Here is a 22164-nt window from a genome sequence, read left to right on the forward strand (position 1 = left end):
GAAGGCCGCATGGCGCGCCAGGATCACCTCAGGCTGCTGATGAGCTGGGCTCGCGAACGCATGCCGAACAGCAGCAGCAGGGTGGACACATGGTTCTTGACCGTGCCCTCGGTCAGGCGCGAGAGCTGCGCGATCTCCTTGTTCGACTTGCCGGCCAGCAGCCAGTCGAGGATCTCGACCTGGCGCGCATTGAGCTGCGGCTGCGGCTGCAATTCGGCCGTCGCCGGCTGCGTGTGCGCAGTGACGGGAGCCGCAGGCGGCCGGGCCGGCAGGCCGACCAGGTCGTTGTCTCTCACGTAGCGCAACACCTCGCCCAGGTGACCGGTCTTGGGCAGGAAGGCCTGCGCCCCGAGCGCCATCGCGCCCTGCAGCAGCGCGTGGCTGTCCTTGCCCGAGAGCACGACCACACGCGATGCAGGAAAGGCGCGCTTGAAGCGCACGAGGGTGTCCAGCCCCTGGGAGTCGGGCAGGTCGAGGTCGAGCAGCACCAGGAAGTGCGATGCCAGATGGAGTTCGTACAGGTGCAAGGCATCGGCGAGGCAGCGTGCCTCGTGCACCGGCACGCTGCCGGTTTCTGCCAGCAGCAGCGCCCGCAGGCCCAGGCGCACCAGTTCGTGGTCGTCGACCACCAGGATGCCCCGCGCGGGGATGACAACGCCGGCCTCGCTGCGCAACGGCGTGGCATGCGGGGGCAGGGGTGTGGCAGTGGCCATGGTCCGGTCATGGTAGTGCGGACCGCCGCGAACCTGAAATGACCAAAGTCATGCGCGGCGCGACTTTGGCACCTAGAAAGACATACGCAAGAAGGCATATGACGTGGTGAATCCGGGTTGCAGGGCGTGGCGTTTTCTACGGCGCGGTGCTCGTTTCTGTGTTTTCGGGCAAGGTGCGTGCTCGCGTTCGGCATCCGCGGCATGCGGCCGAGACCCGGCGTTCGCAGCGCCTATGCTTGGCAGTCAAGAACAAACCCCATTCCTTGCGGCCGCTGCCGCGAGACAACAACCCGACCATGCAATCGACCGGAACCCTGCGCGGCATCGCCGCGATGCTGTTGGCTTGCGCCTTCTTCGCCTGCATGGACGCGCTGCTCAAGAGCCTGGCTGCGCACTACCCGCCGGTGCAGGTGATGGCACTGCGCGGTCTCACGGCGCTGCCCTTGGTGTGCGTGTACATCGCCTGGCGGCGCGAGGCCGCCGGTGTTTTCAACCGCCGGCTGCGCTGGCGCCTGCACCTGCTGCGCACCGCGCTGAACATGACGATGCTCGTGCTCTTCGTTCATGGCCTGAAGACCCTGGGCCTGGCCGAGGCCTACACGCTCACTTTCATCGCGCCGCTGCTGATGGTGCTCATCGCCGTGCCGCTGCTGGGCGAGTCGGTGAAGCCGCGGCACTGGATCGCCATCGGGCTGGGCTTCATCGGTGTCGTGATCGCGCTGCGGCCCGAGCAGGGCGCCTTCCTCTCGGCGGGTGCTCTGGCGATCCTGGTGGCTGCGGCCTGCTATGCGCTGTCGAACATGCTGGGCCGGCTCATCAGCCGCACCGAGTCGAGCGCCGCACTGGTCTTCTGGACCACGGCGGGCATGGCGGTCGGCGGCAGCCTGCTGGCGGCACCGCAATGGGTGCCTCTCCAGGCCGAGCACATGGGGTTGCTCGCGGGGTTGGCCATCAGCGGCTTTCTGGGCCAGCTGGCCATCGCCGAGGCCTTCCGCCACGGCCAGGCCGCGGCCATCGCCCCCTTTGAATACAGCGCGCTGGCCTGGGGCCTCGTGCTGGACTGGGTGTTCTGGCAGGCCGCGCCCGATGCGTGGACGCTGGGCGGCGGGGCGTTGATCGTTGCGAGCGGGCTGTGGTTGGCGCGCAGCGAGGCGCCGAGGTCGGTACAGAAGGAGCAGAAGACCGCCTGAGCCGCATGCTGTTGCAGCAAGTTCAAGCGAGAGGCTCGAATGGTTGCATGAGGGCTGGGTGCCCAAGCTTCAGGGGGCGAGGGGCTACAGTCGGCCAGGACCAGTCATTCGACAGCTTGCTTCAATTCACACGAAGGCGCTCCATGGGGCCGTCCGCCCGTGGCGCTAATGCGTAGCGCCCCCTTCAGACCTCAGGTTGAACACCCGGCGGTGCCCGGTACACCAACACCTTCAACGACCGCTCGTCGGACACGTCGGGAAAGGTGCTTGGATTCGCCAGTCTTTCCACGAAATCCAGCTCCGGCGCCAGTGCGCTCATTTGCTCTTGCAGGAATTTTGGTCCCAGTTCTGGGGCATTGAGGCATAGCAGGACAAGGCCGTCGGGCTCCAGCAGGTCAGGCAAGCGCTTAATCAGCCGGGCGTAGTCCTTGGTCGCAACGAAACTCCCCTTTTGATAGCTTGGTGGGTCAACGATGACCAGCCCGTAAGGGCCTCCGCGCGCGATTTTTCCCCACGAACTGAAAAGGTCGTGAGGGAGGAAGCTCGCGCCGGCGAGCACGCCGTTGGCGCGGTGGTTCTGTTGCCCCACGGCCAGAGCGCCCTTGCTCATGTCCAGGTTGGTGACGTGCCGGGCCCCTGCCTGCAATGCGACCACCGAAAACGCGCAGGTGTAAGCAAACAGGTTGAGCACCTTGACGCGCGACCGGGCGTCTGGGCGCGCCTTCACAAACGCACGAACCCAGCGCCGTCCTTCGGCCATGTCGAGAAACAGCCCGTGGTTCTGGCCCCGGCCCACGTTAACGCGATAGCGAGCGCCCTCCTCGGTGACCCAATGCGGGTCGGGCACCGAACCGCCCATAAGTCGTGTGCTGCTCTGGCCTTCATGCCGGCACTGAAACACCCATTGCAGCGTTTCACCCGGTGCCAACTGTGACCAGCGACGCTCCAGTGCGGCGCCAATTGCAGCCAGTTCGCCGTCGGTCGCAGGCTTGAAGCTGGTCAACACCCAAACCGGCGGGAAAAAGTCGAGCGACAAGTGAGCGCACTCGGGATGAAGCCCACCGCGGCCGTGGAAGATGCGCTGCGCATCCACCGGTGCGGACATTGAAGCGATTGCGTCGAACAGGGGCTGCATAGGCATAGGCTCCCATTCTGACCGGATATCGCGGTGGTCCTGGCCAAGACTGCACTGGGCGAACTGGACCGCCAACGCGGCCGTCGGCTGCAGCAGACCTAGCCGGCTGCGGCACCCTTCAAACAGGCTTCGCTCACATCCTGACCATCACCAATGCGGGTGTGCGGCTACAGTCGGCCAAAAGCGGCCGGTCGACTGCACCGCGAAGTTCGCGGGATAGCTGAAACTCGTAGTACGTGCACAACGATTTGAGTTCGGGGCTGCGAGCGCTTGCCCTGAAGCGCGTGCACACATATCTGCCTTCATGAAGAATCCGGGGCGCGGCGTCGAGCGCAGTACTGGAGAATCAATGCGAAATACCTCGTTGGTGCGCATGCATTTGGGCATTGCGGTGTGCTACCTATGTGTCTTCCTCTTCATCGTCTATGCGGTGGTCACGAGGTCAACGAGCAGCTGGGCCGGTCTCTGGATACTCGGCGTCATAGCAGCGATTCCAATTGGCCTCCATCTCTGTGCCGCGCAAGGGGCCCGGAAGGGGGCGGACTGGGGAAAAATTGTGTCGCGAGTTCTCGGCGTGGTTCTGCTCATAGGTTTTCCCATTGGGACAGTGCTTGGAAGCTTGATCTTGATCAAGACTAGCGCGAAGGATTGGCAGTCATAGGACGGCTTGGCAACTTGTTGGCCCGGCACGTAACACGAGGGGCGTTTTGCTGCCAGAACTACACATTCTTCACAGTCCTTCGGATTTCATGATTACCACCGGTTCACATCGCATTCGAACGAATACATCGAGTCAACTGGCTGTCTGGAGCACCAGGCGACGAGAAAGAGGAAACTTGATGAGGCGCGTCATCTTCGGGCTCGTGTTGATCGGATTGGTCGCGGGCTGCGCAGGTCCAAGGGATTCCGCAAAGCAACCTGTTGCGCCCAGAGACATTGTTTGGCAGGAGCCAACAGCAGCCGACGCGATCGTCTACCTTCTGCGAGCGCCCCACGACAAGTCCGTGCTGGTTCCGTCTGTTGATGGCTCGCCCACTCAGACCTTGCCGGTAGACGCATACATTGCCCTACGCCTGCCGCCTGGCACGCACCGCCTCGCCGGTGCTAAGTCCAACACACCCGAATCGAAGATTGACAGCTTGTCGATCGAACTCAAAGCGGGAGAGCGGCGGTTCTTCTACGTCTCCACCGCGTTGAATAATCCAGACCACCTGAGCGGTTCGGTCGGAGCCGTGGTGGGAGCCCATCTTGGCCTCGTAGGCGGGGTTGTGGCGACGGCCATCACTGCTTCCCTGCACAAAGAACCTTCCGGCTTCGGAACCCATCGATGGGTCGAATGCGAAGACATCGACGCTCGCGGACTCGCCTCGATTTCCGTGGAGGTTTTAGCCGTTGATGACGCGCGAAATCGCCCCTAGTCGGCCAGAACCAGACATCGCCAATGAGCATTCAGCTGCCCACCGCCTACCGCGTTTTCATCGATACAAACGGTTTGTTCGAGGGCTTCGCTGTCTTGGCGGGCGAAGAACACTACGTGGTCCTCTGGGGCGGAGATGAGATAGCTGCCTCCAACCCAGAAATGGAAGTGGATGTGTATGCGCCCGGCTTCGTCGCTTTCGCTGGGAACGGCGGCGGCGAAATTTATGCCTTCGATAAAGCGGGCGCCGTCTTCATGCTGCCGATGATCGGAATGGGGCCAAAGGCTGCAATCAAGGTGACTGATGACTTCCTCGAATTTGCACGGGGTTTTCAGTGGGCAGTCGCACCGGGCAGCCCCCCGTAGACGCTTGTATACGGCCCGTGCCTGACAGCCGACCAAGCTTTTCAACTTTCCTGCCCGACATTTTTTCCTCCGACCCATGTCCAAGGTTGCCTCCTTCCTCATTGACGCTGGGCCAAAGAAGACGCAGGTCTTGAAGGCAATTCGGGACGTTTTTCAGCTGGGATATGCCGACATCCAAGAGAATGCATCAGCATCGACGCCGTTGGTCATTCGTCCGCTCTTTGATCGAGCGAACCGCGACTTTCCCGAATCCCTTCTCGGACTTCTGCTGAAGTTGAACCAATTGGGTGCTGCCGTGGCGACCTACCAGTTGCTTGATCATCAGTGCTACGACGCTGAGAATAAGTACTACGAGATCACCGCAGATCGTCTCCGAAACGCCATCGTCGCCAACAGGCAATCGCTCGCCGAGCAGAGGTTTCTAGGTTCCCTGGAAGGCACTGACTGAGCGACACAGCTGAAGGACCGCTACTCAGGAATCTGGACGACAGCTAAGGGCCCATAGCGTCTGTACAGACTTCCTCCAAAGCAGTCTTCGCATCGAGCTCCGCGACGCTCCCACGCTGCGCGACACAGCGATCCCAGCCCATGACCACAGAACCTCTTCCAATCACCCGGCCCGCCATCCTTGGCATCGCATTCGCCGCCGCGGCGGGGTTCTTCTGGTGGGCGTTCTACGAGCGTTACTACCGGCACCGGGATTGCATCGAAGCAGCCGCATCAAGCTGCGTCACAGCGGACGGCGCCAATCTCGTCGGCGCAGGCGCTGTGTGGTCCGTGGTCGCGGGTCTCTGTACGTGCGTTTCGATCTGCTACCTGGGGGTCGTGCTCCGCCGTCGTCGAGCGAATCGCGCGGATGGCCGGCGGTCGTCCAAGCCATGTCGCCGTTGAAGCGCATTCCAACTTTGCGGGCAGTACCGCAGTCAAGAACCTAGAACAGCTTCGGCGCAGCGTCGACCAAGGAGCGGGGCAAGGATCACGCCGGGGTGCGCGACCACTGCATACAAACCTTCGATGTTCCCCACAGCGCCGCAAAGTGGCCTGCCATCGGCTGTCATGGGCCGTTGCACGGCGTTGATGGACAGAAGCGATGGCGTCGTCGCAGTCCCAAGAAGATGCGCAATGGCGTTGCCAGTCTGCGTGGCAAGGGCGGAGAGGCCGGGCTCGCCATCTTCTGGACAGTCGGCAGCAGACACAAGGCCGCCTCCCAAGGCGGGGCGCAGCTCCATGTCCTGCGCACAGATCAGGTGGCGAATGCCGTGCGCCTGCGCACCGAAGCGAATCAACACGGCCGGCGACGCATGGATCGGAAGGTCGACGCCGACCGTCGAGGCCAGCGTGCGCGCGCCACAACCATTGGCGAGCACAACGATGTCGGCAGGCAGTGTCCGCCCTTCGATCACAACACCTGTGATGCGGTGGCCTGTGGCTTCGATCGCTTCCACCGTTCCCTGGCGGACACATGCCCTCGCAGCCTGCGCCCCTGTCAGCAGTTGGCGTGCAAATGCGGTGGGTTCCAGTGCGAAGTCGCCGGGCGCCCAGGCAGCGAGCGGCGGCGGTTCTGCAAGCATCGGTTCCATTTCGGCGACCTGGGCGCGAGCAAGTCGCTCGATCCGTGTGCCGGCGGTTCGATGCTCGGCAATCATGGCGGTCGTTTCGTCTTCCGTAGACCGCCAGAGAAGCGCGCCGCGCGCTGCGATCGGCAACGGGCCGAGTTCGCGCGCGAGACGGACAAACTCCTCCAGTGCCTTCAGCCTCTCGGCGAATGCTGCCGGGTTGTCGGAGGGTGTACTTGCGCTGGCGCCGACCCATCCGAAAGATGCGGCGGTCGCAGAGGAGAGATCGTTGGGGGCGCGTTCAATCAACGTGACTGCTGCGCCTGCCTTGGACAGATGCCAAGCCGCCGACGCACCCATGATGCCTCCGCCCACCACGATGACCTTGTTTCTGTGTTTCACGGATGGGGTGTGCGTGATGGCCGAGCCAGCACAGGCGCTTCATACCGCGAGGCCACCTCGGGCTGTCCATCGCGCGTGGCCCGTGCCCTGGCAAAGCAATCCACATCGGCCGGCAAGGCCACGCCGCTTTGCGCGGAGCGCGTCCAGATGTGGCTCGTGAGTTCGACCGCGTTCGGATCGTCATAGCACCCGCGCGAGATGGCGCGGACCTCGGGCCAGCGCTCGAAGGTCAGGCCCATCGTCGTGCCGCATGCGGGGCAGAAATGAACGAAGACCTTCTTGTGGCTGCCGTCCGAGTGATGTGCGTACTGCCGCAGTTCGCCGTCGTTGAACTGCACGGCGTCCATCGGAAAGAGCGACTCGGCATAGAACGACGTGCCGCTCATGCGCTGGCAGAAGGTGCAATGGCAGGCGAACGTGCGCAGCGGCGGCTGGCTCGTGCGGAACCGGACCTTGCCGCAGAGGCAACCCCCTTCAAGTACAGCTGGCATACGGCACCCGGAAAAAGATCGGATTCTGCCCCGATGGATGGGGCCGATGCCACGCTCAGGCCAGACCGAGTTCCTTGGCTTCGGCTTCGTAGCTGGGATACGACGCCTTCATCGTCGCGCCATTGAGGATCATCTCGGCCACGAGCGTGCGCGACGGCATCTCGTACACCTGGGTGCGTATCCACACGGACTCGGTGCGCGCGCTCTCGCTCAGCGCGATGATCTCGCGTTCCAATTCGTAGTCCTGGTCGACGAAGAGCGGGCCCTTGATGAGGCGAATCTCCTGCCCGGCGAACAGGCCCACCGCCGGCTTGCGGCCGCTCAGTTGTGCCTCGGCGCTGGTAGAGCCGAGCAGCACGCTGATCATCTCGGTCGGGATGATGGCCCGGCCCCACGGCGAGCGCTGGCCGCCTTCGGGCGTGTACCAGTCGCAGGGCTCGGTGATGGCCTTGAGCTTGTCGGCGAGCGTGAAGGGGTAGTGGTCGCCCATGTGCTGGTCGAAGCCCATGCGGATCTTTTCGACGACGGCGCCGCGCTGGCCCACGCGCAGGTCGCGGTTGATGACCAGGCCTTGGGCCGGGCGCAGCTTCGCGATGCGCTGGGGCAGCTCGTGCGGGTGCTGCGACGCATCGCCGATCGATGCAGTGCCGGTCAGCACGGGCGTGCCGTCGGCCTTCTCGGCACGCAGGCGCACGAAGGTCGCGCCGGGCGCGGGCAGGTCGACAAAGGCGCGCACCGACTCACCCTCGACCACCATGTTCTGGTAGTGGGCGCTGATGCAGCCGGTCTCGAACCAGGCCTGGCCGAACACGTGGAACAGCAGGGGATCGAACTGGCTGAAGTGCGTCGGCCCTTCGATCGGTCCGGCGCGCAAGCCCAGGTTTTCCGCCGTCGCGTCGTCGTGGATGGACTTGTGATCGTCGTAGGTCTGGTCGGCCAGCATCTGGCGCGGCTGGCGCAGCGAGCCGCACAGGCCCAGGGCGGTGGTGGTGAAAGGCGAGGTCATGGGGGAGGGCTCCGTGTAGCCGGCGGCAGGTGCCAGTCGAATTCGCGATGATGGCAAAGTCTGCGCGCTGCGCCTGTCGCCTAGGGAACGCCCGATGCGGCCACGCAGGCCCACGCGGTCAACGCACCACCATCGCCAGGAAAACCGCGATCAGCAAGGCCAGGTAGACCTTGGCGTGGATTCGGTCCGGAATGCGCCCGATCCACAGCGCGGCGACGCGAATGCCGATCCAGGAGCCCACCACGAGCGTCGCCGCCGCACGCACGTCGACGTACCCCAGATGCCACGGCCCGAACGACGGCGTTGATGTGGTCGACAAGACCACGTACGTGGCCGTGCCCGCCAGCGCCACCGGCAGGGACAGCGGGTTGGCCATGGCCGTCGCGCGGCTCATCTCGATGCCGCGACGGCGCATGAGGGGCACCGTCATCACGCTGCCGCCGACCCCGAGGAATGCGGCGATGCCGCCGATCACCAGCCCTGACAGCGTCGTGGCCGCGGCAGAGGGCGCTGCCTTGGGTGCCGCAGTCGGCGAAAGAAAACCGGGCCGGAGCCAGCAGTCCCCGATGGTCAGCGCCAGATACACGGCAAATGCCCAGCGCAGCCATTCCCCCTGCACTGCGGTGGCGGCCAGCGCACCCAGCACCGCACCGGCACCCATGGCGCCCAGCAGCGGCCGGACTTGCGACCAATCGAGCGTCCCTGCACGCTGATGACGCCAGGTGGCCAGCAGCGCGCCGAAGATCATCACGCACGTGGACGTGGCGACGGCGATCTGCATGGCCGACCGCCCGATGGCGCTGTCAGGCGCGTTCAACTGGGACAAGAGCTGGTACAGCAAGGGGACCACGACGAACCCACCGCCGAAGCCGAACAGCACGGTGGTGACGCCCGTCAGGCATCCACACACCACCAACAACAGATACAACAACACGAGCAGCTCCATCGACACAGAAAGAAGCCTCGAGGCTAGGGTGGGAGGGCTTGGCGCGCTTGCGATGTTCGGTCAACAATATTTGCGTTCCGGCCAACCCACCGATTCGCTGTGCGCAACCAGTCCCTCGACGCCCTCGACCCCACGCCGCGTGCCGTTCTGGCCATCGGCACCGACTACGCGCCGGGCACCGTGCTCGAAATGCACAGCCATCGCCGTGCCCAGTTTCTCTACGGCGCCACCGGGCTGATGGAGGTGGGCACGGACGATGGCGCCTGGGTCGTGCCGCCCCACAGCGGTGTGTGGATTCCCGCCGGCAAGCCGCACCGGGTGAAGATGGTGGGCGTCAGCACCCGCAGCCTCTACATCGAGCCCGCAGCGGCACCGCGCGGCGGTTCGCTGTGCGAAGTGCTGGCGGTGTCGCTCTTGCTGCGGCAGCTGCTGATCGAGGCCATCGACGTGCCGGCGCTGTATGACGAGCGCGGCCGCGATGGCTTGCTGATGTCACTGGCGCTGCAGGAGGTGCGCCGTGCGGCCGCATTGCCCTTCTTTGCGCCACTGCCCAGCGATCCACGTCTGGCGGCACTGTGCATCGCGTTCCTGCACCAGCCCGATGTGCGCACGCCTCCGCTCGCCTGGGCACGGCAGCTGCACCAGAGCGAACGCACGTTCAGCCGGTTCTTTCGCCTGCACACGGGCATGACGTTCGCCGAATGGCGCAGCCAGGCCTGCCTGCTCTCGGCCATGGCCCAGTTGGCCATGGGCCATTCGGTGACCACCGTGGCGCTTCAGCTGGGCTACGACAGCCCGGGTGCCTTCTCCACGATGTTCCGAAAGCGGCTCGGGCAGAAGCCGTCGGCGTTCATGGCCGCGTGAAGTACCTGGGGCACCGAGTGGTCGCCTGCCTCATTGCGCCTCGACGCCCAGGTCGCGCATCCGCTTGGTGATCACGTGGAACTCCTCCTTGTACGACGCCGCGAACTGCTCGGGCGTGCTGTTCATCACCTCGAAGCCGCGGCCCACGAACAGCTGGCTGACGTCGGGCGAACCGACGATGGCGCGCACTTCGCGGGCCAGCTTGTCGACGATGGGCTGCGGCGTCTTCGCCGGTGCCAGCAGCCCGATCCAGACGTTGGTGTCGTAGAGCGGATCTTTGAAGCCCAGCTCGTGCATGGTCGGGACCTGCGGGAGCGTGGTGGAGCGCTGGCGCCCCAGCACGGCCAGTGGCACGACCTTGCCCGTCGGCACATGCTGCATCGCACTGGGCACCGACGACAGGCCGAGGTCGATGGTGCCCGACAGCAGGTCGGTCACCACGGGCCCTTCGCCGCGCTGCGGCACATGCACCATGCCGGCGTTCAGTCCGCGGTTGAGGCTCTCGCCGGCCAGATGGCCCAGCCCGCCCACGCCCCAGGACCCGTAGCTCAGCTTCGCGCCGCCCTTGGCCACCTTGGCCTTCAGGTCTTCGATGCTCTTGATGCCGGTGCCGGGGTGCGTGGAGATCAGCGCCGGGCTGCGCACCACCTGCGTGACGCCGACGAAGTCCTTCTGCGGGTCGTACGCGAGGGTCTTGAACAACGCGGTGTTGTTGATCTGCGAGTCGGTGATGGTCATCAGCAGCGTGTAGCCGTCGGGCTTGGCGCGGCCGACTTCGCCGGCGCCGATGGCGCCCGCCGCGCCCGCCTTGTTGTCCACCACCACCGGTTGCCCCATCGATTTCGAGAGGCGATCGCCGAGGGTGCGCGCGACGAAGTCGGTCGCGCCGCCGGCCGCGTAGGGCACGACGAGGCGGATCGGCCGCGAGGGGTAGCTTTCCTGCGCGGCGATGGGAAGCGCCAGCGTGATCGCTGCGCAAGCGGCCGTCATTCTTTTGAACATGGTTGTCTCCAGTGGTGGGGTTGAGTGGTCTGCTTGTTGTTCGGGGAACGTCAGAGATCGAGGACGAGCACGGCGCTGCGTGCGCGGGAGACGCAAGGCAGGATGCAGCTGTGGCTGTCGCGCTCCTCGTCGCTGAGCACGAAGTCGCGGTGCTCGGCCTCGCCTTCGAGCAGCGGCACCTCGCAGCTGCGGCACATGCCTTCGCGGCACGAGAAGGGAACGCTGACGTTCGCGCTTTCCAAGGCATCGAGCAAGCTCTGCTGCGGCGCGACGTTGATCCGCTGGCCGCTGCGATGCAGCACCACGGTGAAGCTGCCGGCCGGTGCCACGGGCGTGGCCTGGTCTGGCGGCGCGAAGCGCTCGAAATGGGTGGCCGCCTTGTCGATGCCGACCACGCCTGCGGCCGCGCCGACCGCGTTCATCAGCCCTTCGGGGCCGCAGCAGTAGACGTGGGCGCCCGGGGCTGCACGGCTCAGCCAGCCCGCCAGATCGGGCGGCGTGCCTGCCGCTTCCTGGTCCACGTGCAGTTGCACGCGGTCAGGGTGGCGCGCCAGCGTCCACGCGTAGGCGGCACGCGCCCGCGTGCGCACGCAGTACAGCAGCTTCCAGGGCCTGGCATGGGCCTCGCACCAGAGGATCATGCTCAGCAGGGGCGTGATGCCGATGCCGCCGGCCACGAACACGTGTTCGGTGGCGGCAGGGGCGATGCCGAACAGCGCGCGCGGCGCGCCCACTTCGAGCACATCGCCCACGACAAGGCGCTGGTGAACGAAGGCCGAGCCGCCGCGCGAGGCCGGTGCCAGGCCCACGCCAAGTACGTAGCGATGGTGCTCCAGCGGTGAGTTGGCCAGCGAGTACGGGCGGCGGATGTCGCCGGGCAGCAGCAGGTCCACATGGGCGCCCGCGGTGAAAGGCGGCAGCGCGGCACCGTCCTGCGCACGCAACTCCAGGCCGAGCACATCCTGCGCCTCGTGCGTGAGGCGGGTGACGACAAGCTTCATGGCTCAGGCCCCGGCGGGTTCGGGCGCTGCCGCGGGAGCCGGGCGCGCTGCCGCTTCTTCGAGCGCCTCTTCTTCCAAGCGGCGCGAGACGATCCAGCGGAACTGGTTCAGCGCGGCGTCGATGCCGAAGGCCATCATCTTGAAGCCGGGCGCCAGCGCCAGGCTCTTTTGCTGCGCGGTGATGATGTCGCGGTCTTCGTCGAAGGCGTCCACCACGGCCTGGTGGATCGAGTGCGTGACCTCGGGTTGGTCGATGGCGAAGTTGTGAGGGTGCGCGAAGAAGTAGTGGGTGGAGTTTTCCGTCTCGGGCGTGATGGCCTGGCAGCCGCGAAACTCGATCGCGCCCTCGCGGTTGCCTTCAGCGGCGCCCTGGCCGGTGGGCGCCATGCCGGAGTCCATCAGCAGGATGGCGGGGAGGGTGAAGTTGTAGATGTTCCATCGGTCGACCCTGCTGCCCCAGTCCTTCACCGCCCGGGCGAACGGCGGAGGCTCGGTGTCGAGGGCCCAGCGGGTGATGCGCACGCCGTGGTCGATGCGTTCGACCTTGGGCTGGGCGGCGGCGTAGTCCGCACTGCCGCCCAGCGTGGTCGGGTGCACGAAAGGCAGGTGGGAAAAGTCCAGCAGGTTGTCGCAGATCAGCAGGTAGTTGACGTCGTAGTGGATGTAGCCGTCCAGGCTGCGCCAGTGCGGATCGTCGAGCCAGGGCGTGTCGGGGATCAGCGCCGGGTCGGCCTTGTCGGGCGCGCCCATCCAGATCCAGACCCAGCGATGGCGTTGCACCACGGGAAAGGTGCGCACCCTGGCCTGGATGGGAATGCGCTTCTGGGCCGGCGCCTCGATGCACTGGCCCGAGGCGTCGAACTTCAGGCCGTGGTACATGCAGCGCACGCAGTTGCCTTCCCGCCGCCCCACCGAGAGGGGCGCGCCGCGGTGGCAGCAGCGGTCTTCCATAGCGACGATCTCGCCGTCGTCCTTGCGGTACATGAGAACGGGCACGCCGATGAGGGTGCGGGCGAACAGGCCCTGCGTCGTGAGCTCGTGGTCCCAAGCAGCCACGTACCAGGTATTTTTGATGAACATGGGGCGTCTCCTTTGTTGTTCGCCGCGTTCGGGTCACGGCATGGGCACAGCGTAGGGCGAGGGTTCTCATGTATCAACGTCATGCCAGTCATTCCTAGAATGCGCTGCATGCATGCGGAAAACCTCGACCTGAACCTGCTGGCGGTCTTCGACGCGATGTTTCGCGAGGCCAACGTCACGAAGGCCGCGCAAGGCCTCGGGCTGACGCAGAGCGCGATGAGCCATGCACTCAACCGGCTGCGCGCTTTTTTCGACGACCCGTTGTTCGTCAAGGTCGGCAGCCGCATGGAACCCACGCGCAAGGCCGAGGGCATGCGCGCGGCGGTGGTCGAGGTGATGTCCACCGTGCGCCAGCAGATCCTGGCCGGCGCCCGCTTCGAGCCTGCGCTGGCGCGGCGCACCTTCACCCTGTGCATGACCGACATGGGCGAACTGGTGTTCCTGCCTCCGCTGCTCGAGCGCTTCAAGAAGGAGGCGCCCGGATGCTCGCTGCGCACGCTGCAGGTGCCGCTCGAGCAGGTCGAAGGGCTGCTCGCCTCGGGCGAGGCCGACCTGGCGGTGGGGTCCATCCGCGCGGCGCCCGAGGGGCTGTTTCATCAGCGCCTGTTCCTGCACTCCTTCGTGACCATCGCCAGCGCGCGGAACAAGGACATCGGCGCCACCCTGACGCGCGAGCGCTTCGAATCGATGCGACATGTCGTGGTCTCGCTCACCGGCCATTCGGCGGAGAGCTACGACAAGGTGCTGGAAGACCAGGGCATCCGCCGCACCGTGGCCGTGATGACGCCTCACTTCCTGATGGTGCCGCTCCTGATGGACCAGCATCCGGATCTGCTGGCGACCGTGCCGCGCGAGCTGGCGGAGGTTTTTTCCCGCCTGGGCACGGTGCGCATGTTCGAGCCGCCGGTGCCCGTGCCCCAGTTTCAGCTCAACCAGCACTGGCATCCGCGCTTTCATCACGATCCGGCCGTGGTCTGGCTGCGCGATGTGATGAAACATACCTTCGAGCACTATCCGCACATCACCACGCAGGCTGCTTCCCCGGCCAGGAAGAGGGTCCGAACCAAGCCGCGTTGACGCTCGCGGCGGCATCGACTTTTTCTCCGCGGCGAGCCTCATCCAAAACCAGTTTCCCCGCGTACAGGTGCCTGTGGCACGCTTCCCGACGTGCCTTTGCCGAGGAGCACACCGTCATGCCGCAGGACATTGCATTCGCCATCCGCTGGGTCGAACGGGGCCTGGTGCCCGACGCCGTGGTGCGCCGGGGCATCCGCCGCCTGCTGCGCGAGCGGCTGACCGAACTGCACGCCGGCAACGCATTGGCGGCGGCCGAGCTGACGCAGGACTTTGTCGCCGGCATGGGCGCGGCGCACCTGGCGCCGCTGCCCGAGAAGGCCAACGAGCAGCACTACGAGGTGCCGGCCGCCTTCTTCGGCGAGGTGCTGGGCCAGCACCGCAAGTACAGCAGCTGCTATTGGCCCGAAGGCACGCGCACGCTCGAAGAGGCCGAGGCCGCCGCACTGGCCGCGACCTGCGAGCGCGCCGGACTGGCCAACGGGCAGGACGTGCTGGAACTGGGCTGCGGCTGGGGTTCGCTCACGCTGTGGATGGCCGAGCGCTACCCGGGCAGCCGGATCACGGCGCTGTCGAATTCGCAGTCGCAGCGCGCCTACATCGAGGCGCAGGCGGCGCAGCGCGGGCTGGGCAACGTGCGGGTGCTCACGCAGGACATCAACCGCTTCGACACCGACCAGCGCTTCGACCGCGTGGTGTCGGTCGAGATGTTCGAGCACCTGCGCAACTGGCCGCAGGCCTTCGCCAATGTGGCGCGCTGGCTGCGGCCGCAGGGGCGCTTCTTCATGCACGTGTTCGCGCACCGCGAGGCGCCGTATCCCTTCGAGGTGCGCGATGCGAGCGACTGGATGAGTCGCTACTTTTTCTCGGGCGGCATGATGCCCAGTGACGACCTCGCGCTGTACTGCCAGGACGACCTGCGCCTGCTGCGCCGCTGGCGCTGGGCCGGCAACCACTACCAGCGCACGGCCGAGGCCTGGCTGCGCAACATGGACGAGCGGCGCGACGCGCTGCGTCCGCTGTTCCAGGCCACCTACGGCGCGGACGCCGGCCTGTGGTGGACGCGCTGGCGGCTGTTCTTCATGTCGGTGGCGGAGCTCTTCGGCTTCGAGCAGGGGCAGCGCTGGTGGGTGAGCCACTACCTGTTCGAGCCGCGTCGCGCATGAGCACTGTGCAGATCGCGCTCGCGGGGCTCGGCTGGACCGCTGTGGTGGCGGTGTTGACCTGGCTTGTCAGCCTGCTGCGGCACGATGCGAGCCTGGTCGACCGCGTGTGGTCCGCCTGCATTGCGGGCGCGGGCTTCGTGTACCTGGCGCTGCTGCCGGTGGTCGGCGCGCGTGGGTCGTGGCTGGCGGTGCTCGCGGGGGCGTGGGCGTTGCGGCTGGGCGTGTTCATCACGTGGCGCAACTGGGGTCACGGCGAAGACCGCCGCTACCAGGCGATCCGTGAACGCAACGCGCCGCACTTCAGATGGAAGAGCCTGTACCTCGTGTTCGGGCTGCAGGCGGTGCTGGCGTGGGTCGTGTCGGCGCCGCTGTTCGTGGGCATGGCGGCGGTGCCCACGTCACTGGGCTGGCTCGACATGGTGGGCATCGCGCTGGCGTTGTGCGGCATGGGTTTCGAGGCCGTGGCCGATGCGCAGATGGCGCGCTTTCGCACCGACCCGGCGAACCGCGGGCAGGTGATGGACCGCGGGCTCTGGCGCTACAGCCGGCACCCGAACTACTTCGGCGAGGCCTGCGTCTGGTGGGGGCTGTGGTTGATCGCCGTGGCCGGCGCGGGCTGGGCCGGGGCGTGGAGCGCGGTGTCGCCGGTGCTCATGACCTGGCTGCTGCTGCGTGTGTCGGGCGTGCGCATGCTCGAGGCCGACATCGGCGAGCGGCGACCCGCGTACCGCGAGTACATCGCGCGCACGCCGGCCTTCGTGCCGGGGCCGCGGCGGCGGTCCGTCGACGAGTGGGCGTGAGCGGCTCCCGCTCTTTCTTTCACTTGTTCGCGCAGCCGCGCACTGTTACAAAGAGCGTCTCCATGCGCTCACCCATCTTCCTTTTCGTTTCACTGCTCTGGCTTGTCGCGGCCGCGCCGGTCGCGCAGGCGGAGGTGGTGCGCTGCACCGACGCCGACGGCCGCATCGTCTACACCGACGGCACCTGCCCGTCGGGCACCAAGCAGTCGCGGCAGTTGCGGATCGACGAGCCGCCGCCCGTACCGCCGCGTGCCCCCAGCGATGAAGCCGAGCCTCGCCGGCCGAACTACGCGGCACCGTCCGCACCGCCGTCGCAGCCCGCGCCCGCGGGGCCGGCGATCATTCCGCGCTACCCGGTGGGCGAGGCGCCCGCGGTCGATCCGGCGCCGACCTACATCTGGGGCGGCGATCCGTACTACGGCCCGCCGCGCCCCGGGTACCACCCCCGGCCGCCGCGTCCGCCGCACGACCCCGGGCCGCCGCCCGGTCAGCGGCCTTGCAATCTTGCGGGCATCAAGCGCAGCAACTGCTGAGCGCGTTCGCGTCCTTTGGTTTTTTCTTCATGACCGTTGCCGCGCCGGAGCGCCTTCCCCCGTGGGTCGTCCATTGCGACGGCAGTGCCATGCCGAACCCTGGACGCATGGGCGTCGGCGTCGTCATCACCCAGCCCGACGGCATCCGCCACACCTTCTCGCAGGCCACGCACACCACGGGCTGCAACAACGAAGCCGAGTTGCGGGCGCTCACGCTCGCACTGCGCGAGTTGCAGGCGCGCGGCGCCACGGCCGTGCAGGCCTACAGCGACAACAGCACGCTGGTCGAGCAGTTGAGCGGCGCTGCCGACGTGCGGCCGATCGCGCGCATGGCGCCGCTGTTCGACGAAGCGCGCACGCTGCTGCAGGGCTTCGACGAAGCGCACGTGCAATGGATTCCGCGCCACCGCAACGCCGAGGCCGACGCGCTCGCGCGGGCCGCGCTGGGCTTCGGGCCGAAGCCGCCCGCCAAGGCCTGGAAGAAGCGGCGCTAGCAGTGCCGGCAGAGGGGCATGCCGCAGGTTCTATCATTCGGGTCGATTCAGAAACCCGTTTCCCCATGACCGAAGAAGCCACCTCCAAGCCCGCATTGCCCGATCACCTCTCGACCGATCCGCGCAGCCCGCACCACATTCCCGCCATTTTCGAGCACCCCATCGGCATCCGCTTCAACGGCAAGGACCGCCTGGACGTCGAGGAATACTGCATCAGCGAAGGCTGGATCAAGGTGCCCGCCGGCCGCACGCTGGACCGCAAGGGCTATCCGCTGCTGATCAAGCTCAAAGGTGCTGTCGAGGTGTACTACCGCGATTGACGGCGGGCGGCGCATCGGCGCCGTTCCTGCTTCTCTTCTCTTTCAACGCCACTGCAGAAGCAGCGACCAAGGCTGCCGGCTCATGTGGCGATCGACGCATGCAGCACCGTCCGTCGGGCAGCCTTCGGGCAGGTAGCTCGGGTCCAGCAGCCGCGTGCCGGGCGCAAAGGCCAGGCGCCGCCACGTGACCGACTGCAGCACGTTGCCGCCCACGGTGTCGAAGCCCGCGTCGTCCACGTTCACCACCACATCGCAGTGCATCGGCAACGGCGCGCCGCCTGTGGGGCGTCCGGCAAGCACCTCTCCGATCTTTTCGAAACTGTCGAGCGCAGCACCGCTTGCGCCGCGCGCCTGGCAGACCAGGTCGCCCGGGCGCGGCGGTGTGCGCGTCAGGTCGCAGGCGCGCAGGGCTTGCGGTGTCGCGCGGCCCGCGGCCTCGTCGATGCCGGCCTGCCATGCGGCGCCCGCGTAGTCGACGTGGGCCTCGGAAAAGACGAACTCGTCGGCGCCGAGACCGGCCTCGCGTGCGACCCAGCTGATGAACGCGGCGGACCAGGGCGTGTCGATCACCGCGACGCGCTGCAGGGCCACCTCCAGGGCGCGCCGGTCCGACGAATCCAATCCCTGGTCGGGGCCGACGCCCAGGCCTTCCAGGTGCGCTGCGCTCGCCTGGTTCAGTGCTTCGGTCAACAGCGTGCGGTCGGCCGCGCGCAGGGCGCCGAAGCGCACGAGGTACGGCAGCCGGGCGTTCGGCGGATCGACCGCGCGCCAGTAGCGCAACACGCGTTGCCATGCGGGCAGTGCGCCGGGCGCATGGCGCGTGTCTTCCGCTTCCGAATCGCCGGATTCGGTGAGCCGGCCTTCGGCATCCATCGTCTGACCGCCGAAGGCCGAGTGTTCCTGCCGGGCCAGCGCCGCCATCGCGAGGGCGCGGGGCGGTGGCGGGATGTGCGAGGCCGTGGCAAGGCAACCGGCGGCGGCCATTGCGAAGGTGGGCATTGCGGTCAACGCCAGGGCAGCGCACAGCATGCGTGCGGCGTGGCGGGGCGCTTGTCTGTGAGCGGAGGAGGTCGGTGGCGGCATGTGAGGCGAGCATAGCGGGGGCGTTCCCGCAGCAAGCCAAGCAGAATGCGGGCTGCGCACCCTGAAGCGCCGGGCCGTCCGGCGCAGGCGCTCCCACGGTGAAGCTCAAGAAGATCCTGCTCCGCACCCTTGCTGTCATCGCCAGCCTCGCCATCGTGGGCTATGCCGCATTCCAGTGGAGCCCGTGGCCCTCGGTACTGATGATCCGCTACGCCTTCGGCAAGGGATCGGACGCCGCATCGCAATCGCTGCAGAAGCATGTGCCGCCCGGCATCTCGGCGGTGCTCGATCAGCATTACGACGAGGTCGACCCCGACGCTTACCTCGACGTGTTCCGTCCGGCCTCGGCGGGCGTCGAGCCATTGCCCACCATCGTGTGGGTGCACGGCGGGGCCTGGGTCTCGGGCCACCGGCGCGACGTGGCCAATTACGCGCGCGTGCTGGCGGGGCAGGGCTTCACCGTGGTGGCCGTCGGCTATTCGATCGCGCCCGGAGAAGGCTACCCAGTACCGGTGCGGCAGGTGAACACGGCGCTGGGGTATCTCGTGCGCGAGGCGGTGCGGTTGGGCGTGGACCCCAAGCGGCTCGTGCTGGCCGGCGACTCGGCGGGCGCGCACATCGTCGCGCAGGTCGCGAACGCCGTGGCCGTGCCGGGCTACGCGAAAGCCGTCGGCCTTGCGCCCGTCATCGCGCGCGAGCAGCTGCGCGGCATGTTGTTGCATTGCGGCGCCTACGATGCAGCGCAGGCCAGGCTCGACGGCGCGTTCGGCGGCTTCCTGCGGACCGTGTTCTGGTCGTACAGCGGCAGCAAGGATTTCCAGAACGCACCAGCCTTCGAGACCGCCTCGGTGCGCCGCTACGTGACCGCAGCGTTTCCGCCGTCGTTCATCACCGCGGGCAACGGCGATCCGCTCGAAGGACAGTCGCGCTCGATGGCCGAGACGTTGATCGCGAAGGGCGTGCAGGTCGACAGCCTGTTCTTCCCCGCCGACCAGACGCCGGCGCTGCCGCACGAGTACCAGTTCAATCTCGACGACGCGCCGGGGCGGCTCGCGTTGGAGCGCTCGCTGCAGTTTCTTCGGCGCGTCACGGCGCCGTGAGCGCGCTCAGCCGGTGCGGCGCGCCCAGCGCTCCAGCGGCTTGACGTACAGCGGCAGCAGGATCAAAAACAGCGCCGAGCTGATCACGTTGAAGATCAGGTGCGCCATCGCCACCGCCATTTCGGGTGTCGGCGCGTGCCGTGCCACGGTCTGCGCGAACAGCACCAGCGCGGGCGCGAACAGCGCCGCGCCGGCCAGCTTGAAGCCGGTGTTGATGAGCGCAGTCTTGCGCGCCAGCATGCCCATCGACGCCGAGGCGATCAGGCCCGTCACCGTGGTGCCGACGTTGGCGCCCACCACGAGATAAATGGCGGCCTCGGTCGCAAGCACCTGCTGCTGCACCAGCACCACCGCCAGGCCCGTCGTGACCGACGAGCTTTGCAGCAGGGCCGTGATGACGATGCCCGCCAGCACGCCGATCCAGGGCGAGCCGGCCTGCGCCAGCGCGGAGACCACGGCGGGGTTGTTGCGCAGCGGCAGGAGCTCGTTGCCGATCAGGTCGAGCGCAAACAGCACGAAGCCGAAATAGAACAGCACCTTGCCGATCGGCTTCCAGCGCGCGGGCGCCAGTGCGGACAGCAGCGCGCCCAGCGACAGCGCGATCGGGCCGAGCGCCGTGAGCTTGAGCGAAACCAGCCAGGCCGTGGCCGTGGTGCCGACGTTCGCGCCGATCAGGATGGCCAGCGACGCGCTGAAGCTCAGCACGCCGCCGTCGACCAGTGCGATCGCGAGCGAAGTCACGGCCGACGACGACTGGATCAGCGCCGTGAAGCCGGCGCCCAGCAGTGCTGCGACGAAGCGGTTGGCGGTGGCGCGGGCCAGCCATTGCTGCAGCCGTGTGCCGCCTGCGTCGAGCAGCTCACGGGAGAAGCCCGACAGGCCGTAGAGAAACAGCGCGATCGCGCTCACGGCCGAGAAGATCCATTGCCAGTCGGTCATGGGCGGTGCTGGTGGGGTCGACCTCAGCCCTGGGGCTTGCTCGGCAGGTCGCCTTCGCGCAGCTTGCGGCCGACCCACATCAGGCCGGTGGCGTAGTCGGCGCTGCCGACCTGCACGCCGCCGACGGTGCGCAGCGCGCCGGTGCCGTCATCGGTGGCCGGGCCTTCGCCCGTGAGGTCGCCGGGGACGAGCAGGCGGCCGTCTTTCAGGAAGTCGGCAATGCGCAACTGACGCATGCCGCGGCCCCAATGCCAGTGCTGCTTGAGGTCGAAGGGCTTTGGCGAGGACGCGGGTTTGGATTTCTTCACGGGATGTCGGGGGAGGGCTTGCTTGCGAAGGGTAACGTTGGCGCAAGCAAACGTACAAGTGAACGCACCATGAAAAAAGCCTGCTACTTTGTGGGTAGCAGGCTTTTCAGCGTTTCCGCGATGTTGGTTGGTGGGCCCTGAGTGACTCGAACACTCGACCTACGGATTAAGAGTCCGCTGCTCTACCAACTGAGCTAAGAGCCCTTGCTTTGAAAACCGTTAGTGTTTTCTGGCAAGACCACGAGTATATACCAATCTTTTTGGGACTTCAAAAATTTTCTGCACATTTGTACGAGAGCGTTAGGATGCGCGACCGTTGGGGCCTGGCCCCGCCCCCTGTCCGAGGAGTTTTCAATGAGCGATGCAAGCAACACCCCCCACGTCGTGATCACCGGCGCCGCGGGCGCACTGGGCCGGGCCGTGGCCCAGCACTTTCTTGACCAGGGCGCACGGCTCGCGCTGGTCGACCACCACGCCGGTCGCCTGGCCGAAGTCTTTCCGGGCCTGGACAACTCGCAGCACCTGCTGCTCGCCGGCGACGTGACCTCGGCGCCCGACATGGCCGCGCTCACCGGCCAGGTGCTGCAGGCTTTCGGCCGCGTCGATGCGCTGGTGCACATCGCCGGCGGCTTCGAGATGGGCGAAGCGACGCACGCACTCACGCGCGCGAGCTGGGACCGGATGATGAACCTCAACGCCTGGTCGTTCGTTGCCGTCACGCAGGCCGTGCTGCCTTCGATGATCGAGCGCCGCGCGGGCCGCATCATCGCGGTGACCGCCAAGGTGGCGGCGCGCGGCCTGCCGGCGATGGCGGCGTACATCGCGTCGAAGAGCGCGCTGCAGCGGCTCGTGGAATCGATGGCGGCCGAGGCTGCGCCGCACGGCGTGAACATCAACAGCGTCGCGCCCAGCGTGCTCGACACGCCGGCCAACCGCCAGGCAATGCCCGACGCGAATCCGGCCGAGTGGGTTTCCACGACGGTCGCGGCGCAGACCATCGGCTTCCTGGCATCGCCGGGCGCCGCGGCACTGCACGGCCAGCACCTGACGCTCGACGCCTGATATCTGTTTCCCGTCGGCAACGCACAGCTGCAAACGAAAAAGGCCTTGGCGATTGCCAAGGCCTTTTTGCTGGGTCGGTTGGTGGAGAGGATGAGCGACGAGTATGGCCGTCCATG

Annotated in this window: 25 protein-coding genes and 1 tRNA gene; 13 read left to right on the plus strand and 13 right to left on the minus strand. The window is 66.8% G+C overall.

Annotated elements, in window-relative coordinates; translation table 11 throughout:
* Positions 1–23: 23 nt before the first annotated feature.
* Positions 24–713 (minus strand): response regulator transcription factor, encoded by a 690-nt coding sequence (locus tag CLU95_RS23215; RefSeq protein WP_257214705.1) that lies wholly within the window; start codon positions 711–713, stop codon positions 24–26.
* Positions 714–1009: 296 nt separating this feature from the next.
* Between CLU95_RS23215 and CLU95_RS23220 the strand changes: the two genes are divergently transcribed.
* On the plus strand, positions 1010–1903 hold the full coding sequence (locus tag CLU95_RS23220; RefSeq protein ID WP_099795772.1) for a DMT family transporter: 894 nt from the start codon (positions 1010–1012) through the stop codon (positions 1901–1903).
* A gap of 184 nt (positions 1904–2087) precedes the next feature.
* Here CLU95_RS23220 and CLU95_RS23225 read toward each other — a convergent pair whose 3' ends face one another.
* The gene (locus tag CLU95_RS23225; protein WP_099797442.1) at positions 2088–3038 is read right to left on the minus strand and encodes a class I SAM-dependent methyltransferase; all 951 of its coding nucleotides are present in this window, start codon (positions 3036–3038) and stop codon (positions 2088–2090) included.
* A gap of 839 nt (positions 3039–3877) precedes the next feature.
* Here CLU95_RS23225 and CLU95_RS30735 point away from each other — a divergent pair.
* The 3 genes from CLU95_RS30735 (at position 3878) to CLU95_RS23240 (ending at position 5269) form a co-directional block, all read left to right on the plus strand.
* Positions 3878–4456 (plus strand): hypothetical protein, encoded by a 579-nt coding sequence (locus tag CLU95_RS30735; RefSeq protein ID WP_143606043.1) that lies wholly within the window; start codon positions 3878–3880, stop codon positions 4454–4456.
* Between the two features lie 23 nt (positions 4457–4479).
* Positions 4480–4821, plus strand: coding sequence for an SMI1/KNR4 family protein (locus tag CLU95_RS23235; protein WP_099795774.1), 342 nt, complete (start codon positions 4480–4482; stop codon positions 4819–4821).
* 76 nt (positions 4822–4897) lie between these two features.
* A complete protein-coding gene (locus CLU95_RS23240; protein ID WP_099795775.1) occupies positions 4898–5269 on the plus strand; it encodes a hypothetical protein in 372 nt (123 codons plus the stop codon).
* 475 nt (positions 5270–5744) lie between these two features.
* Here the strand turns inward: CLU95_RS23240 and CLU95_RS23245 are convergent, their stop codons facing one another.
* From CLU95_RS23245 to CLU95_RS23260, 4 genes are all read right to left on the minus strand, one after another.
* Entirely contained in the window at positions 5745–6779 is a 1035-nt protein-coding gene (locus CLU95_RS23245; protein WP_257214706.1) for an NAD(P)/FAD-dependent oxidoreductase, read from the minus strand.
* Complete coding sequence (locus tag CLU95_RS23250; protein ID WP_099795777.1) at positions 6776–7270, minus strand: GFA family protein; 495 nt, start codon at positions 7268–7270, stop codon at positions 6776–6778. Before CLU95_RS23250 ends, CLU95_RS23245 begins: the two co-directional genes overlap by 4 nt.
* Positions 7271–7325: 55 nt before the next feature.
* On the minus strand, positions 7326–8276 hold the full coding sequence (locus tag CLU95_RS23255; RefSeq protein WP_099795778.1) for a hypothetical protein: 951 nt from the start codon (positions 8274–8276) through the stop codon (positions 7326–7328).
* Positions 8277–8394: 118 nt separating this feature from the next.
* Positions 8395–9222, minus strand: coding sequence for a sulfite exporter TauE/SafE family protein (locus CLU95_RS23260; protein ID WP_099795779.1), 828 nt, complete (start codon positions 9220–9222; stop codon positions 8395–8397).
* 99 nt (positions 9223–9321) lie between these two features.
* Here CLU95_RS23260 and CLU95_RS23265 point away from each other — a divergent pair, with 99 nt between their 5' ends.
* Positions 9322–10086, plus strand: coding sequence for an AraC family transcriptional regulator (locus CLU95_RS23265; RefSeq protein ID WP_099795780.1), 765 nt, complete (start codon positions 9322–9324; stop codon positions 10084–10086).
* 30 nt (positions 10087–10116) lie between these two features.
* Here the strand turns inward: CLU95_RS23265 and CLU95_RS23270 are convergent, their stop codons facing one another.
* From CLU95_RS23270 to CLU95_RS23280, 3 genes are read right to left on the minus strand one after another with little or no spacing between them, the layout of a single operon-like run.
* Positions 10117–11088 carry a Bug family tripartite tricarboxylate transporter substrate binding protein gene (locus CLU95_RS23270; protein WP_099795781.1) on the minus strand — a complete coding sequence of 324 codons (972 nt, stop codon included), beginning with the start codon at positions 11086–11088 and terminating at the stop codon, positions 10117–10119.
* A 50-nt stretch (positions 11089–11138) separates the two neighbouring features.
* A complete protein-coding gene (locus tag CLU95_RS23275) occupies positions 11139–12089 on the minus strand; it encodes a PDR/VanB family oxidoreductase (protein WP_099795782.1) in 951 nt (316 codons plus the stop codon).
* Positions 12090–12092: 3 nt separating this feature from the next.
* Positions 12093–13169 carry an aromatic ring-hydroxylating dioxygenase subunit alpha gene (locus CLU95_RS23280; RefSeq protein WP_099795783.1) on the minus strand — a complete coding sequence of 359 codons (1077 nt, stop codon included), beginning with the start codon at positions 13167–13169 and terminating at the stop codon, positions 12093–12095.
* 108 nt (positions 13170–13277) lie between these two features.
* Between CLU95_RS23280 and CLU95_RS23285 the strand changes: the two genes are divergently transcribed.
* From CLU95_RS23285 to CLU95_RS23310, 6 genes are all read left to right on the plus strand, one after another.
* Complete coding sequence (locus CLU95_RS23285) at positions 13278–14246, plus strand: LysR family transcriptional regulator (RefSeq protein WP_099795784.1); 969 nt, start codon at positions 13278–13280, stop codon at positions 14244–14246.
* Between the two features lie 116 nt (positions 14247–14362).
* On the plus strand, positions 14363–15409 hold the full coding sequence (locus tag CLU95_RS23290) for an SAM-dependent methyltransferase (RefSeq protein ID WP_099795785.1): 1047 nt from the start codon (positions 14363–14365) through the stop codon (positions 15407–15409).
* Positions 15406–16209: a DUF1295 domain-containing protein gene (locus tag CLU95_RS23295; RefSeq protein WP_099795786.1), complete on the plus strand. Its 804-nt coding sequence runs from the start codon at positions 15406–15408 to the stop codon at positions 16207–16209. Before CLU95_RS23290 ends, CLU95_RS23295 begins: the two co-directional genes overlap by 4 nt.
* A gap of 62 nt (positions 16210–16271) precedes the next feature.
* Positions 16272–16742: a DUF4124 domain-containing protein gene (locus CLU95_RS23300; protein ID WP_099795787.1), complete on the plus strand. Its 471-nt coding sequence runs from the start codon at positions 16272–16274 to the stop codon at positions 16740–16742.
* 29 nt (positions 16743–16771) lie between these two features.
* A complete protein-coding gene (locus CLU95_RS23305) occupies positions 16772–17236 on the plus strand; it encodes a ribonuclease HI family protein (RefSeq protein WP_099795788.1) in 465 nt (154 codons plus the stop codon).
* 65 nt (positions 17237–17301) lie between these two features.
* The gene (locus CLU95_RS23310; RefSeq protein ID WP_099795789.1) at positions 17302–17556 is read left to right on the plus strand and encodes a DUF3297 family protein; all 255 of its coding nucleotides are present in this window, start codon (positions 17302–17304) and stop codon (positions 17554–17556) included.
* A gap of 42 nt (positions 17557–17598) precedes the next feature.
* On the opposite strand, the gene CLU95_RS23315 is transcribed toward CLU95_RS23310, so the two are convergent.
* Positions 17599–18555 carry a DUF2272 domain-containing protein gene (locus tag CLU95_RS23315; RefSeq protein WP_257214707.1) on the minus strand — a complete coding sequence of 319 codons (957 nt, stop codon included), beginning with the start codon at positions 18553–18555 and terminating at the stop codon, positions 17599–17601.
* A 182-nt stretch (positions 18556–18737) separates the two neighbouring features.
* Here CLU95_RS23315 and CLU95_RS23320 point away from each other — a divergent pair, with 182 nt between their 5' ends.
* Entirely contained in the window at positions 18738–19739 is a 1002-nt protein-coding gene (locus CLU95_RS23320) for an alpha/beta hydrolase (RefSeq protein ID WP_099795790.1), read from the plus strand.
* A gap of 6 nt (positions 19740–19745) precedes the next feature.
* Here CLU95_RS23320 and CLU95_RS23325 read toward each other — a convergent pair whose 3' ends face one another.
* From CLU95_RS23325 to CLU95_RS23335, 3 genes are all read right to left on the minus strand, one after another.
* A complete protein-coding gene (locus CLU95_RS23325; RefSeq protein WP_099795791.1) occupies positions 19746–20678 on the minus strand; it encodes a Na/Pi cotransporter family protein in 933 nt (310 codons plus the stop codon).
* Between the two features lie 23 nt (positions 20679–20701).
* Entirely contained in the window at positions 20702–20986 is a 285-nt protein-coding gene (locus CLU95_RS23330) for a hypothetical protein (protein ID WP_099795792.1), read from the minus strand.
* 128 nt (positions 20987–21114) lie between these two features.
* Positions 21115–21190, minus strand: a tRNA-Lys gene (locus CLU95_RS23335).
* 150 nt (positions 21191–21340) lie between these two features.
* On the opposite strand from CLU95_RS23335, the gene CLU95_RS23340 reads away from it, so the two are divergent.
* The gene (locus tag CLU95_RS23340) at positions 21341–22048 is read left to right on the plus strand and encodes an SDR family NAD(P)-dependent oxidoreductase (RefSeq protein WP_099795793.1); all 708 of its coding nucleotides are present in this window, start codon (positions 21341–21343) and stop codon (positions 22046–22048) included.
* Positions 22049–22164 lie beyond the last annotated feature (116 nt).

Origin of the sequence: Variovorax sp. 54 (genome assembly GCF_002754375.1) — a bacterium.
Taxonomy (GTDB): domain Bacteria; phylum Pseudomonadota; class Gammaproteobacteria; order Burkholderiales; family Burkholderiaceae_C; genus Variovorax.

Excerpts from the sequence above, each read along its gene's own strand:
- CLU95_RS23215 (WP_257214705.1), bottom strand. The coding sequence starts at position 713 with ATGGCCACTGCCACACCCCTGCCCCCGCATGCCACGCCGTTGCGCAGC.
- CLU95_RS23220 (WP_099795772.1), top strand. The coding sequence starts at position 1,010 with ATGCAATCGACCGGAACCCTGCGCGGCATCGCCGCGATGCTGTTGGCT.
- CLU95_RS23225 (WP_099797442.1), bottom strand. The coding sequence starts at position 3,038 with ATGCAGCCCCTGTTCGACGCAATCGCTTCAATGTCCGCACCGGTGGAT.
- CLU95_RS30735 (WP_143606043.1), top strand. The coding sequence starts at position 3,878 with ATGAGGCGCGTCATCTTCGGGCTCGTGTTGATCGGATTGGTCGCGGGC.
- CLU95_RS23235 (WP_099795774.1), top strand. The coding sequence starts at position 4,480 with ATGAGCATTCAGCTGCCCACCGCCTACCGCGTTTTCATCGATACAAAC.
- CLU95_RS23240 (WP_099795775.1), top strand. The coding sequence starts at position 4,898 with ATGTCCAAGGTTGCCTCCTTCCTCATTGACGCTGGGCCAAAGAAGACG.
- CLU95_RS23250 (WP_099795777.1), bottom strand. The coding sequence starts at position 7,270 with ATGCCAGCTGTACTTGAAGGGGGTTGCCTCTGCGGCAAGGTCCGGTTC.
- CLU95_RS23255 (WP_099795778.1), bottom strand. The coding sequence starts at position 8,276 with ATGACCTCGCCTTTCACCACCACCGCCCTGGGCCTGTGCGGCTCGCTG.
- CLU95_RS23260 (WP_099795779.1), bottom strand. The coding sequence starts at position 9,222 with ATGGAGCTGCTCGTGTTGTTGTATCTGTTGTTGGTGGTGTGTGGATGC.
- CLU95_RS23270 (WP_099795781.1), bottom strand. The coding sequence starts at position 11,088 with ATGTTCAAAAGAATGACGGCCGCTTGCGCAGCGATCACGCTGGCGCTT.
- CLU95_RS23275 (WP_099795782.1), bottom strand. The coding sequence starts at position 12,089 with ATGAAGCTTGTCGTCACCCGCCTCACGCACGAGGCGCAGGATGTGCTC.
- CLU95_RS23280 (WP_099795783.1), bottom strand. The coding sequence starts at position 13,169 with ATGTTCATCAAAAATACCTGGTACGTGGCTGCTTGGGACCACGAGCTC.
- CLU95_RS23285 (WP_099795784.1), top strand. The coding sequence starts at position 13,278 with ATGCATGCGGAAAACCTCGACCTGAACCTGCTGGCGGTCTTCGACGCG.
- CLU95_RS23290 (WP_099795785.1), top strand. The coding sequence starts at position 14,363 with ATGCCGCAGGACATTGCATTCGCCATCCGCTGGGTCGAACGGGGCCTG.
- CLU95_RS23295 (WP_099795786.1), top strand. The coding sequence starts at position 15,406 with ATGAGCACTGTGCAGATCGCGCTCGCGGGGCTCGGCTGGACCGCTGTG.
- CLU95_RS23300 (WP_099795787.1), top strand. The coding sequence starts at position 16,272 with ATGCGCTCACCCATCTTCCTTTTCGTTTCACTGCTCTGGCTTGTCGCG.
- CLU95_RS23305 (WP_099795788.1), top strand. The coding sequence starts at position 16,772 with ATGACCGTTGCCGCGCCGGAGCGCCTTCCCCCGTGGGTCGTCCATTGC.
- CLU95_RS23310 (WP_099795789.1), top strand. The coding sequence starts at position 17,302 with ATGACCGAAGAAGCCACCTCCAAGCCCGCATTGCCCGATCACCTCTCG.
- CLU95_RS23315 (WP_257214707.1), bottom strand. The coding sequence starts at position 18,555 with ATGCCCACCTTCGCAATGGCCGCCGCCGGTTGCCTTGCCACGGCCTCG.
- CLU95_RS23325 (WP_099795791.1), bottom strand. The coding sequence starts at position 20,678 with ATGACCGACTGGCAATGGATCTTCTCGGCCGTGAGCGCGATCGCGCTG.
- CLU95_RS23340 (WP_099795793.1), top strand. The coding sequence starts at position 21,341 with ATGAGCGATGCAAGCAACACCCCCCACGTCGTGATCACCGGCGCCGCG.